At 36.5% G+C, this 14,054-nt stretch carries 7 protein-coding genes; 3 read left to right on the forward strand and 4 right to left on the reverse strand.

The window, feature by feature from the left end; all coding sequences use genetic code 11:
• Window positions 1-50 precede the first annotated feature (50 nt).
• From RGQ13_RS05455 to RGQ13_RS05465, 3 genes are all read right to left on the reverse strand, one after another.
• Window positions 51-2,213: a M3 family metallopeptidase gene (locus RGQ13_RS05455; RefSeq protein WP_348392553.1), complete on the reverse strand. Its 2,163-nt coding sequence runs from the start codon at window positions 2,211-2,213 to the stop codon at window positions 51-53.
• Window positions 2,214-2,428: 215 nt separating this feature from the next.
• Window positions 2,429-3,169: a DsbA family protein gene (locus tag RGQ13_RS05460; protein WP_348392554.1), complete on the reverse strand. Its 741-nt coding sequence runs from the start codon at window positions 3,167-3,169 to the stop codon at window positions 2,429-2,431.
• 73 nt (window positions 3,170-3,242) lie between these two features.
• Window positions 3,243-4,595: a sigma-54 interaction domain-containing protein gene (locus RGQ13_RS05465; protein ID WP_348392555.1), complete on the reverse strand. Its 1,353-nt coding sequence runs from the start codon at window positions 4,593-4,595 to the stop codon at window positions 3,243-3,245.
• A gap of 473 nt (window positions 4,596-5,068) precedes the next feature.
• Between RGQ13_RS05465 and RGQ13_RS05470 the strand changes: the two genes are divergently transcribed.
• Window positions 5,069-8,107 (forward strand): Ig-like domain-containing protein, encoded by a 3,039-nt coding sequence (locus RGQ13_RS05470; protein ID WP_348392556.1) that lies wholly within the window; start codon window positions 5,069-5,071, stop codon window positions 8,105-8,107.
• A 90-nt stretch (window positions 8,108-8,197) separates the two neighbouring features.
• On the opposite strand, the gene RGQ13_RS05475 is transcribed toward RGQ13_RS05470, so the two are convergent.
• Window positions 8,198-10,600, reverse strand: a complete 2,403-nt coding sequence (locus RGQ13_RS05475) for a DUF7507 domain-containing protein (protein ID WP_348392557.1) — start codon at window positions 10,598-10,600, stop codon at window positions 8,198-8,200.
• 433 nt (window positions 10,601-11,033) lie between these two features.
• Here RGQ13_RS05475 and RGQ13_RS05480 point away from each other — a divergent pair, with 433 nt between their 5' ends.
• On the forward strand, window positions 11,034-11,687 hold the full coding sequence (locus RGQ13_RS05480; RefSeq protein ID WP_348392558.1) for a cupin domain-containing protein: 654 nt from the start codon (window positions 11,034-11,036) through the stop codon (window positions 11,685-11,687).
• A gap of 116 nt (window positions 11,688-11,803) precedes the next feature.
• Window positions 11,804-13,987 carry a hypothetical protein gene (locus RGQ13_RS05485; protein ID WP_348392559.1) on the forward strand — a complete coding sequence of 728 codons (2,184 nt, stop codon included), beginning with the start codon at window positions 11,804-11,806 and terminating at the stop codon, window positions 13,985-13,987.
• The last annotated feature ends 67 nt before the right edge of the window (window positions 13,988-14,054 follow it).

The raw sequence follows: 14,054 nt of genomic DNA on the forward strand, positions 1-14,054 counted from the left end.
AAAAGCCCGCTAACGATGTTAGCGGGCCCGTTTTATTTCAAAAGTAAATCTTATTTACTTTCTGGTACTAAACCACGACGTTCAAGTAAATATTGAGGATTTGGCTCTTTACCTCTAAAGCGTTTGTACATAGTCATTGGATCTTCAGTACCACCACTTTGTAGTACGTTTACACGGTAACCAGTAGCCGCGTCTTGATTGAAAATACCTTTGTCTTTAAATACTTCCCAAGTATCGGCGTCAAAAATGTTCGACCATATGTAGCCGTAGTAACCTGAAGAGTAACCACCAGCGAAGATGTGTGAAAAGTAAGTTGAACGATAACGCGGCGCGATTTCGTTAATTAAACCTAACTCTTCTAACGTATCAGCTTCAAACTTATCAGCATCTTGTAGTTCGGCAGTTTCAAGAGTGTGCCATTTTAAATCAAGTAGTGCCGCTGCCATGTACTCTGTAGTGGCAAAACCTTGGTTGAACTTACCTGACGCTTGAATTTTCTCCACAAGTTCAGCTGGAATAACTTCACCTGTTTTGTAATGTTTCGCAAAGTTGTTTAACACTTGTGGCTCGGTCATCCAGTTTTCCATCACTTGTGATGGGTATTCAACGTAATCACGTGGTAAAGATGTACCAGTTAATGAACGGTAGTAACCGTCAGATAATAAACCTTGAATCGCATGACCAAATTCGTGGAATAACGTAGATGCTTGATCAAACGTTAATAGTACTGGCTCACCATTTACTGGAGCAGGGTAGTTTAATACGTTGTAAATAATAGGCTTAACGTCTTCACCGTACATTTTGAATTGTTTACGGAATGAGCTCATCCAAGCACCACCACGTTTAGATTCACGTACGTAGAAATCTGTCATGTAAATACCAATTGAAGAACCGTCTTTATCAAACACTTCATAAGTAGTTACGTCAGGGTGATACTTTGGTAAGTCATCACGCTTTTTAAACTCTACGCCCCATAATTGGTTAGCCGTGTAGAACACGCCTTGCATAGTGTTATTAAGCTCAAAATAAGGCTTAGTTATTGACTCGTCTAAAGCATATTTCATCTTTTTAACTTTTTCTGAGTAGTACCACCAATCCCATGCTTCTAATTTAAAGTCTGCACCTTGCGACTCAGCAAACTCTTGCATATCTACAACTTCTTGCTTAGCGCGTTTAAGTGATGCTGGCCATACTTTATCTAATAAGCCATAAGCGTTTTCAGGTGTTTTAGCCATGTTGTTTTCAAGCACATAATGAGCATGAGTTTTATAACCTAGAACTTGTGCACGTTGATAACGAAGTGATGCCATTTCTGAAGCAATTGCTTTGTTATCGTTGGCGTTGTCATTATCGCCACGGTGCGTATATGCATAAAATAATTGTTCACGTAACTTACGGTTAGTTGAGTAAGTTAAGAAAGGGTAAAAGCTTGGACGATGAGTAGTAAATACCCACTTACCTTCATGGCCACGAGCTGTTGCAGTAGCAGCGGCTGCAGCTACAATGCTTTCAGGTAAGCCATCTAGTTCTTTTTCATTTTCAATAACTAATTCAAAGCCATTAGTTTCATTTAATAGGTTTTCACCAAACTGAATGCTTAATGATGAAATTTGTTGGTTTAAACCACGTAACGTTTCTTTGTCTGCTTCGTTTAAGTTTGCACCGGCGCGAACAAAACCTTTATAAGACTTTTCTAATAATGTTTTTTGTTCAGTATTAAGTGTTAACGAATCTTTTTGATCAAATACGGCTTTAACTCGTTGGAATAACTTATCGTTTAAGTTTATGTCGTCACTCATTGCTGAAAATTTTGGTGACATTTCTTTTGAAATTGCCTGCATTTCAGGAGTAGACATAGATCCGACTAAACCGTAAAAAGTATTGGTTACTTTATCAAGTAAGTCGCCACCTTTTTCCATTGCTTCAATGGTGTTTTCAAATGTTGGTGCGTCAGGGTTATTAGTAATTGCTGCAATCTCAGCTTCTACTTCTGCGATACCTTTTTCCATTGCTGGTTTGTAATGCGCCATTTTGATTTTTTCAAATGGAGGAATACCAAACGGTGTATCGTATTCTTGATAAAAAGGATTAGATGCTTCAACGTTTACAGTTTGTTGAGCTACTTCGGTGTTAGCTGCCGTTTCAGTAGTTGCTGAATTACAACCAGCAAGAGCAATGGCTAACGCAATTGGCGTTAAAATACGTGCTTTCATTTAAGGTATTCCCCAGTAATGCTTACAATTACCTAAGTTAAATTTTATTACTTAGGCTAAAAATTATTATTCGACATTGTTTTTATAACAAAGTCGTTGTGTTGTAAAACTTTTAGATATAAGAATGATACTAAAATTGTAACGAAATAATACGCATCTGTTACGAAATGATTACATAGCAATATTTAGCTATATGAAATATGTTGAAGATGAGGCTATTGCGGGGCTGCTAACTCATTCAAAATAATAGAAAACGAACGATAGCTTTGTGCGCCAATTATCAGCTGTGGCTCAACTAAAACGTTATTTTCCACTTTGCCAACGATGAAAGCCGGTGTACCTGTAACTCCTAATGATTTTCCTAGTGCCACATCCGTTTGTATTTTGGCTAAATGAGTAGTTTCACTTAGACATTGTTCAAATAATGGTTTATCTAATTGTAATTCTTGAGAAAGTTGCAAGTAATAGCTATCTTCTAGCTTGTTCATATTGTTAAATAAGTTATCTCTAAAGGGCCAGTAACTGCCTTGTTGTTGAGCACAAATACCTGCAATAGCTGCACCTTGAGCTTTAGGGTGAAAACTTAAAGGAAAGTCACGGATTAAATATTTAACTTTTCCTTGTTCAATATAGTTTTTACTAAGTAATGGAAATGTTTGATCTAAATATCTTTTACAATATGGGCATTGGAAGTCTGAAAATTCAATGATTGCAATATCGGCTGTATCATCACCTAAACTTGGCAGAGTACCATCTGCATCGAAATTAACTTGATTAGGAAGTTTTCTCGATTTTGGTTTTTGTGAAGCAACAGCTATTTCATGAATGTCATTCACTTGCTTTTGAATTAACTCAACTTGGCTATTTAATTTTGCTATTTCAGCTTTTAATTCATCTATGTTCTTTTCTTTTTCTTGCGATGAACCTTGTGGCCCACACGCAACACTAGTAAACATTAGTATGCCGATTAAAAGTGCTCTTATATGAAAATTTAGCCTCACTTTTGTATCCTAAATGTTGTCGTTAATATTAAAGTTTAATGTTGCACTTTTTTACTAGCCGATAGAATGTCGTTCGAGAAATATTTAGCTCTCTAGCTGCGGCTGTAATATTGTGGTTGTTGTGCTCAATAGCGGCCAGTAGGGTTTCGGTGTCTATATGTTTTGTTTGGTTACTTACATATAAAGCATTGGCTTTAATTTTTTGAGAATTTAAGCCCAAATCTGATATATTTAACTCAGAGTCATCCGCCATTACCGCAGCTCTTTGTAATCTATTTTTAAGCTCTCTTACATTGCCAGGCCACTCATAAATAAGCATTGCTTCTAATGTTTCATCGGTAAGTATTAATTTACGAGCTCTTTCTTCACTAAGGAAGGTTTTAGCAAGTAATTCAATATCTTCTTTATGGCTTCTTAATTCCGGTAATTTTATGTTAATTATATTTAATCGGTGAAATAAATCTTCTCTAAATTTACCTTCTTCAATTGCATGTTCTAGATCAATATGGGTTGCGGCAATTATCCGGCAATTAACTTTTATCTTATTGCAACTGCCAAGTCTTTCTATGGTGTGATCTTCAAGAAAATGCAACAAATTCACTTGTAAATTTAACGGTAAATCGCCAATCTCATCTAATAATAAAGTGCCATTATTTGCTTGTTCTATATGGCCGATGTATTTATTGATTGCCCCGGTAAAAGCGCCTTTTTCATGACCGAAAAGTTCAGAATGAATCAGGTGCTCGGGCAGAGCTCCACAATTAATACTGATAAAAGGCCCATCTGCGCGGTTTGATTTTTGATGTATTATTGCCGCACATAAATCTTTACCAACACCTGTTTCTCCGGTCAATAATACTGAATTATCCACTTGCGAAACTTTTTCGATTTTCTCCTTTAAACCTTGTATAAGCTTCGATTTACCTATTAATGTTTCTTTGTCTGACTGCTTTGAATTACCAACCTTATTCGTGTTTATTCCTGCCATACCATGAGCGTGACCAAGACAATTTGAGAGTTGCGTGTAGTTAATAGGAAAGTGAAAAAAATCGACAAAGTAGGAAGTGAATAGCGGATCTAATTGAGTTTTTTTAGCATCATAATCAGTTAAAACTGCTATCCAGTTCAAACGTTTAAAATACGATTTTAGTTTATCAATTAATTTGTAGGTTTTACTTTGTTCAGTTATTGAAAAAATGACGATTGCGATTTTTATTTCAAGTTTATTAATAAGCTCTTTGCTATTACAGTTTTTACTCACAGACAAGCCGTGCCAGTTATACCGTTTTAATTCGGTATTAACGTAATCGGCTTGCTCATTATCACCGACCACTAAAACGTTGCGGTTTAGCACCTGCTTTGTCTGTTCATATTTATCCATAATAGTCCTTGAACATAAAAGCTTTAACTACAAAATAAAGCTGCAATCTAGACTGAAAGTGTAGGTAGTGAAAGGCCTTTAGGCAAGGTAGGTACTTATAAAAATAAGATTGAAAAATGCACAGAACATATGAAAATGGAAATTCAATTTAACTAAAGAATTTTTATTCTTTCTTTCTATTTGATATTTAACGTAATTTTTACAATTGTATAAAAAATGATCAAATAGTGTTTGAGTTTGTATTGATGATTTTGCTAGAATGCTTTTCGTACATTGTTATTTTGTAGCGCCTTCAAGGTTTGTGTTTACTAACTTGTGGTGTTTTTGATAACGTTTAGTTTTAACAAAATCAACGATATAAGTTGAATTAACAATATTCGAATACTCATCAAGGCATTTTGCTGAAAAGAGGTTTTAGCGATTTGTCGTCATTAGAATAAATTCGAAATTGTGTTTTATTCGGGGAATAAGTTTTGAACATTTTTAATGTCTTTTCGGCAAGGTTTTTTGCCGCAGCCAAGCTATGTGTTTTTTCTTTTGTCTTGGTTAATTTACCATTTTCGGTAAATGCTCAATCTGCAGATTTACATAACCATTCTAGCAATTATTCAAGTGATATTTTAGAAGCTAAAAAAGAAGAAGCACATAAAAAGCGACGACGACTTGAGCAACTAACATTAACGTTAGCCAAACAAATTAAACAACATAAAAATAATAACAACTCAATTAATTCCAACCAATTAAATGACCTTATTGAAACTGCCCAATCCCGCCAAACCCTAATATCAGAATTACTCGAGCTTTCTCCAAATGCAGTAAAACGATCTAAGCTGCCAAACAAAATTTCAAAACATGCTCCTGATGAAATCAAACAATACCTTTTACAAAGCCAAGAGCTAGAAGGTGAGTTAGAAATATTCTACGAAGATTACGAACAAGTAGAACTTAGCCGTTTACGCCATGTGTTAAACACTAAAGCTGGCCGAGTTGAATTGCATTTTGTAAATACTAAAGCATTATCAAAGTTAAAACATGGTGCAACAGTAAAAGCCAAAGGTTTATTTACCAAAAGCACTGATTCTGAAAACTCTGCTGCAGCTCTTATTGAAAGTCAAACTGAAGTTGCACTATTAGCAGATGATGGCAGTACAGTGACAACTGCCAGCGTTTCACCTGCACAATTAGAAAATACTCTAGGTGAGCAAAAAACTTTAGTACTATTAGTAAACTTTCAAGATAATCCAAGTGAACAGCCTTGGACAATCGAGCAAGTGCAAGCAATGGTGTTTGGTACAGTGAATGACTACTACCAAGAAGCTTCTTATGGGCAGACATGGTTAGCTGGTGATGTGATGGGGTATTATACATTGCCGGTTAATGCTGTGTGTGACACAAGTGTTATATACCCTGCAGTAATTCAAGCTGCCGCGGATAATGGTATTGAAATTAATAATTATGACCGTGTGCTTTATGCATTCCCCAAGATTGCTAATTGTGGTTGGACAGGAAAAGGAAGCGTGGGGGGGAACCCTTCACGGGCATTTATTAACGGTGATCTTACATTGAGAACAATTGGTCATGAACTTGGTCATAATCTAGGCCTTCATCATGCAAAAAAATTAGAGTGTGGCACTGATATACTTAGTGGCGATTGCTACACCATTGAATATGGAGATAGCTTAGATATTATGGGGGCACCGGGTTTTACCGGACATTTCAATGCATTTAATAAAGATCAATTGGGGTGGTTAGATTCGAGCATAGTAACAATAGAAAGTGCCGATTCGAATGGGAATTACACATTGGCTCCATTTGAATCAGATGTGATTGATACGATCAAGGGGATTAAAGTTCTACGAGGGTTTGATACATCAACGGGCTTCAAACAATGGTACTACCTAGAATATCGTCAAGCACAAGGTTTCGATAGTTATTTACATAATTATCCGGCGTTAACGGACAGTGTTACTTTTCATTTAGGTACTGAATCGGATATGCGAAGCGGGCAACTCATCGACATGACTCCCGCTAGTTCTAGTGCAGATTGGATTGATTCTGTATTACCAGTTGGTAGTAGTTACACTGATGCGGATGCCAGAATGACCATTACTGCAGACTGGAGTAATGAATCAGGCGCCAATATCAATATTAGTTACTTTGGTCAAAACTGTATAAAAGCCAGCCCTGGTTTATCTTTATCGCCAAATGAAAGTCAATGGGTTGTTGCTGGTACATTGTTAACTTATCAAGCTACAGTAACTAATAATGATTCTGATGAATGTTCGGCTAATATTTATGATGTATCCGCATCAGCTCCAAATGGTTGGATTACTACTAGTGATCATTTAAGTTTAAGTCCAGGGGAAAGTGGTACTGTATATCTGCAAGTTAAATCAGTGGATATAGCTATAGATGGTTTTTATGATATTTCAATAACCGCAGCTAATAGTAATGAAAATATCTATTTTAGAAGCGGTATCGTTAGCTATGTTATAGATACACCTATTGAAGAATGTATTCTAGCCAACCCTAAATTGATTTTAGCTGTTGATGACAGCGGTCAAGTTGAGCCTGGAACTATAATAACTTACCAAGGTACTGTGACAAACCAAGATAGCGGTAGCTGTTCAAATGCCAATTTTGATGTGATTGCTAATGTACCGGAGGGGTGGATTACTGAGCAGGTTACAGCCAATTTAGCTCCTGGGGAAAGTACTAATGTTAGTCTAAATGTCGCTTCAACGATGACTGCGAATTACGGTGTTTATGATTTCGACATAAGTGCTGCAAATGTTAGTGATAATTTACATTCAGCAAATGATTCTGCACGATATATTGTGTCAGCGCCTACTTGTGTTTTAGCTGATCCCACAATAGAGGTCTTAAGTTCAGTTAATGAAGAAGTTTCTGCAGGTACATTGGTTAATTATAGTTTAACCATTACAAATCAAGATAGCGATGCTTGCTCTGAATCTAGCTTTAATGTAATTGCTAATGTTTCAACTGGCTGGAACTCAAACAATAGTACGGTTAATTTATTGCCTGGGGCTAGCGCCGTAGTGAGTATTGGGTTAATTTCAGATTCGGTTACCCCACATGGTGTGTATAGCATTACTTTAAGTGTACAAAATGCAAGTGATACTAATTATCAATCGAATACCAATGTGAGTTACTCTGTTTTAGCTACAGATAACATGCCTCCTGTAGCTGTTAATGACAGTGTTACTTTATCGGAAAAGATAGCAATTACTATCGATGTATTAGCTAATGACTGGGATCCTGAAAACAATGAACTTGTTATTACATCAGTGAATCAAGGTGCTAAAGGTAGAGTAGAAATCACTTCTAATGGCAAAGTTTTATATACTCCTGCTAAAAGCTTTAAAAGTAGCGATAGTTTTAGTTATACAATTAGTGATGGCGATAAAACGACGACCGCGACAGTTAGTCTCACCCTAAATAGTTCAGAAGGAAGTAATGGTAATAACAAAAAAGGCAAGGGTAAGAACTAAATAGTTCTTTAAACAGAAACAGCATCTTAGGAAGATGCTGTTTCAATCGTTGAAACTAATTTCAACGATTTTGATTGTACTCCTCTTTTATTAAGGATTTGGAATCAATTGCGCCTTAACATTAACGGAGTGTTCAATGCCAGTAGTACCATCATCGTCACTAACACTAATTAGCATATTAGCACCAGCAGATGTAACACTAAATTGATTTGCAGAACCAAGATCTAATAGTTCAACAGTAAAAGTACAATTCAAAGTAGCACTTGGACCTGATGAACCTGAAGGGCCTAACTCATACGGTGAAGTGCCAAGATCTTCTGGACAATCATTATTTGAAATAATGAATTTGTTAGTTATACCTTCACCATTCTCCACGTTAACACTTGCTACCTTTAATACGTCTACAAATGCAGACTCATAAGTTGAACCGTTGCTAATAGTTAAGAAGAATTTTAAATCCATATCTACAGATAAAGATACATTAGGAACTTCATTCTCAAATTCAACAGTCGCTGTATCACTTGCCATCACTTCTTCATCACAACTTAATAATGGACTAGTACATGGGCAAATAAGTGGCGCTGGGAAATCTTCACAGTAAAGGGTATCTTCAGTGATCCCTTTTACGGTCGCAGTATTGTAGTGTTGATTATCGACAAATGGATCGATTCCATTTGGCTCACCAGATAAAAATTCAGTTATTTGACATGAAGTTGAAGCACCTTTTGCTAGATCAACATTGTAAAGGTCACAAGTTCCTTGATAACCATTTACATCAAATAAGGTACCAAAATCAGTATCAGTCATCTCTTTTAAAGTTATTGTATCAACAGGTGAAGTGTTAGTTATTAACAGAGTAAAAGTAACATTTTCACCAGATTCAGCGACTAATGTAAGGTTAGGTGTTTTAGTTAATGCGATCATACCTGGGCTATTGGTAACTACAACATCTTCTGAACTTGTATTAGAACCAGTGTCATTTTCATTATCCTTAACGGTAACAGATGCGGTATTTGAAATTGTATCGCCAGGCTGTCCATTTAACGTTCGGGTATAAGTAAATGTACATGATGCTGTACCTGTTTTGGTAAGCATTGTGTTTATGTCACAATCTGCATCGCCAGATATATCGGCAGCAGGCGCTCCGTCAAATGCATCCTGTATAGCGGAGATCCATACATCATTATCAACAGGAGATGTGTTAGTAACCGTTACATTGTAGGTTACTGTTGTTCCAGATATGGTTTCTTGGATCTCGTCTGGCGTTGCTGTTTTTAAAACTGTAATTGTTGGTGAAACATTGGTTAGAGTTACCATTATTTCATTACTACAATTTGGATTAGGAAGCGTTGTTGTACTTGGAACTGTACAAGTGTTATCGCCAACTGGATCACCATTTTCATCTACAATAGTTGCACGAATATAATTTTCAAATTTTTCAGGTGCAGGAATATCCGGAAGATCACTATCATTAATCTGAATTTGGTAAGTACAGGTTATGCCCAGAGATATAGGTGTGATCTCATATGGTAAAGGAACTAAATCACAGCCATCTGGTGCACCTGTGCTTAATAACGTGTATTTGGAAATCGTACTACCGATATCATTGGGACCATCTTTATCATTTAGTACAAAGGTTGCAGATGCTCCATCGGTGCTAGATGAAAGTACATCCACGATTTTGTTAACAAACACAGAGTTTCCCGTACTTGGGTCGGGTTCTATAACCACGGTATAAGTAAAAGTCTGTCCAGGTTCTGTGCCCGTAAGTGGAGTTACAGATTTTGTAATTGATGGCGGATCAGGTTGGATAAAAATTGGAATATTAAAATCATCGTCACAATTACATTTTGATGGTGCACCAGGAAAGGCATCTGTTGCGTCATCACATTGCTCGTTTGCTCCCGGTTGACGCCAACTAACGCAGTTGGGTAGGTTAAGTTGTCCGTCGTCGTCTGTATCAATACATTGGGTGGTGAGAACTACAGCTTTGACAATTTCTGCATCTTGTTCAGCATCCCAACAAGTATCTGCATCTAAATCATTGGCAAACATAGTGTCGCCGGCCGAAGTTAATATATAACTAGTACAGGCGTCACTATCACCTTGTCGCGCGTCAGCTCCGCCTTCGTTGTTAAAATACAAGCCGATATCATAACGTTCACTTGCTGTTGACACTACGTTGAAATGGGCGCTGAAAGTAACATCTCTTCCTGAAACACAGGTGTCCGTAGATCCTGGTCCACCTGGTAAAGGAACACCATCAATGTGGGTAATTTCTATGTTTGAGGCACTAGCAATGTTAATGTCGTTTGCGGTACAGTTTAGGTGTTTTACTTTACTCCCAGGCGTAGTTGTGGCTCTATCTTCCATACAAAGACTTTCCAAGCCTGAATCAGCAAAAGCTGATTGCCCGTACAGGGCTGCGAAGCTTATAAGAACAATACAGGTTGTTCTGACAAGCCGTTTTAGTTTAAATAGTAATATTTTCATAGTATTTACCATCCTATTACATCGTTAATTAAAAATTATTTACGTAATTGTTGGCGGTAATATTTAACCGTCGATTTCGGCATCTGCCGAATTAACTTTCGCTTCCTTGGAAAATATGGCCGAAACCGAACACCAGAAAGCACTCTATTGAGTGGTGTACATAAAGCAATGTTTAAGCCAGTTCTGTAAGTTATTGTTATTGATGGTTAAAGTTGTTTTGTGAGAGGGTGGTTTTGCTGATTTAAACACAAAGTAGGAACACTTTCGTAGATGACTGAAATTAACCTTATGAATATTAAGGTTATTTAATAAGTAGGTGAAGTGTTACAGGTGTTACACTCTAAACACTAAGAGTTTATTTCTGCATTATTAGTTTAAACTTACTGTTGTATTAAGCTAAATTTACTCTGTAATCATTGATGTTGAGAATAAAATGAATTTAAATTTAGACCGTAGCCTTGCTTTGGCAATAAACACCACAGATATGGCTTGGGAAGAATCCCCTAGTAAAGGTGTGTTTCGTAAAAAATTAGAACGTGAAGGTGCTGAATCTGGCTTAACGACTAGTGTGGTTAAATATAGGCAGGGCACCAGTTTTTCAGCACATCAACATCCTAGTGGTGAAGAAATTTTTGTACTCGAAGGTGTTTTTGAAGATGAACATGGCAAATTTCCAAAAGGCACTTATTTTAGAAACCCTCCTGGCAGCTCTCATTCGCCGAAAAGCCCTGAAGGTTGTGAGCTATTTGTAAAATTGAATCAGTTTCAGGCTGGCGATAGTGAGTTTGTAAAAATTGAAACCGCAGAACAAGAATGGTTGCCAGGTTTAGTGGATGGTTTGTCGGTAATGCCATTACATTCTTTTGGCACCGAACATACGGCACTGGTGCGTTGGCAACCGGGTACTCATTTTCAACCACATGTGCATGCTGGCGGTGAAGAAATATTTGTTCTTGATGGGGTGTTTGAAGATGAACATGGCACTTATCCAAAAGGTACTTGGTTGCGCTCTCCTAATTATTCCAAACATAATCCATTTAGTGAGCAGGGATGCATTATTTTAGTTAAAACGGGGTATATGCTGTAGAAAGCTGTTTCTCACTTTAAGCTAAAGCGCAAAGTTAATATTTACACCTATACTTTATTTTTAACTGTTTATCTTAAAATTAATAATTATTAATACCGGTAAAGGATTAAGTATTAATGGCTGTGCCTGAAGATACTAAACAATCACAACAAAAAAATTTTGGCTTTGCTAACTTTTGGCATGAGCTTAGGCGTCGGCATGTTGTTAGAATAGCAACAGTTTATTTAATTGTTGCTTGGCTTGTTATTCAAGTTGCGAGCACTACATTTTCAAGTTTTGGTATTCCTACCTGGGCTTTTAGAATGGTGGTGCTAATGGTTGCTTTAGGATTTCCTATTTCTTTGATTGTCGCTTGGGCATTTGAACTAACCCCTGAGGGATTAAAAACCACTAAATCTGCGCAAGCTAATATAGAACAATATCAAGTTGCCAAAAATACAGCCTTTCATAAAAAACGTAGTAAATTATCCATTATTTTTGCAGCCGTTATACCTTCTACCATTTTCGGATCATTGGCTATATATTTCTATTTATCAGGAAATACGTCGCAACAAGCCTCTAAAGTTGACAATGTTGTGATGCAATCTATCGCTGTTTTACCTTTTATCAATATGAGTGCGATAAGTGAGAATGCATTTTTTGCCAGTGGTGTACATGAAGATGTATTAACAAACTTATCGCATATAGAAAATTTGCATGTTACCTCCAGAACTTCTGCTACGCGCTATATAGATACCAAATTAACCATGCCTGAAATTGGCAAGGAATTAAGGGTTAGGTATATTTTAGAGGGTTCAGTACGTCGTATTGATAATTATGTTCGAGTAACTGTACAACTTATTGATACGTTAACCGATACTCATTTATGGGCCAATAACTATGACAGAGAGCTTGTTGATGTGTTCGCAGTACAAAGTGCTATAGCTAAAGACATTAGTAATGCTCTGCATCTTGAGTTACAGCCTGATACCGTTAAAGTGCAGCAAGGCTTACCAACTCGTAGCATTAAAGCATACGACTATTTCATCAAAGCACAAAGCATTGAACGTAGCATCCCTGAAACAGAAGATACCTTATTACAACAGTATGAATTATTAGTGAAAGCTACAGAGGAAGATCCAAGTTATGTACAAGCCTGGGGCTTTTTAAATGAAGTATGCGATCATTTAATTCGTAACATCAATCAGTTGGCATGGTTTGCAAACGATAATCAACAACTACGTCATAAAACATTCACCCGACAAGCAAAAGTAGCATTGGATAAAGCGATTAGTTTAGAGCCTAATAATGTTGAAACCTTATTAGCCATGGCCAGTGATTCGGTTGCAGAATTAAAACCCGAGTTTAGGTTAGAACGTAAAAAGACTATAGACAAAGCCTTGGCTCTATATCCTGAAAACGCCATGGTTTGGTATGTATTGGGGTGGTGGCATAATTTAGGAGGTAATATTGCTGAAGCTGATGCCGCGTTTATAAAGGCACTAGAGTTTGATCCTATACATGCAAGAATTTTAAATGGTGCCTTGATCCATTTTCAAGGCAATAGTGATGCAAAAATTGCTAGCATGTTATTTGAACGTCTCGATAAAACCTTAAATAAAGCCGATGATTTTGCCAAACTGGCTAACATTTATCTGCAATTATTAGGCACTGCCGATGAAAGTTTGATCGCACAAATTTATCAACCTTCAGTTGAAATTAATGCTTATGATTCGCTGATGAGTTTTTGGTTATTTAACAATAACTATGAACAAGCTTTGCAGGTTGGCAATAATGCAACTATTGCTGAAGGTGTTTCATTAATGCCAAGCTTTGAGTATTTTCAGGTAAAAGCAAGAACACTTAATTTATACCAATTTTTAGGAGATGAAACTCAAGCAAACCGCATCGCAACAGAAATTTTGGATGCTCAGCAATACTTACCAGAAATTATTGTCATTTCTAAAAGTGGATTTGATGCTATTTTAGCCCAAGCGTATTATCAATTAGGAAACACAGAAAAATATCAGCAATTAGCGACTAAAATTTTAAATAATAACAACACCAATTATGATACCTACCATTACAATAAATTTTTATTACTAAACGCTACAGATACTAATGCTGCAGCCAAATTAATTATTAGTCACAAAGATAGTAAGCTGTTCTATTCTAGTATTAATAATGTAGCTTTAAACCATATTTATTTTAGAAAACTGTTATTGCACCCCGATATTGAAAAGTATTTAGTAGAACAAAATAAATGGCTAAAATATTTATCCACACGTGTACCAGAGTATGAAAAGTATAAAAACAATTAGGTTTAAAAATTTAAGAGTGTTTTACAAGGTATGCTTTCCACTGATTTGTGTAATGGATAAATGACAG

Source organism: Thalassotalea psychrophila (assembly GCF_031583595.1).
GTDB classification, from domain to species: domain Bacteria; phylum Pseudomonadota; class Gammaproteobacteria; order Enterobacterales; family Alteromonadaceae; genus Thalassotalea_A; species Thalassotalea_A psychrophila.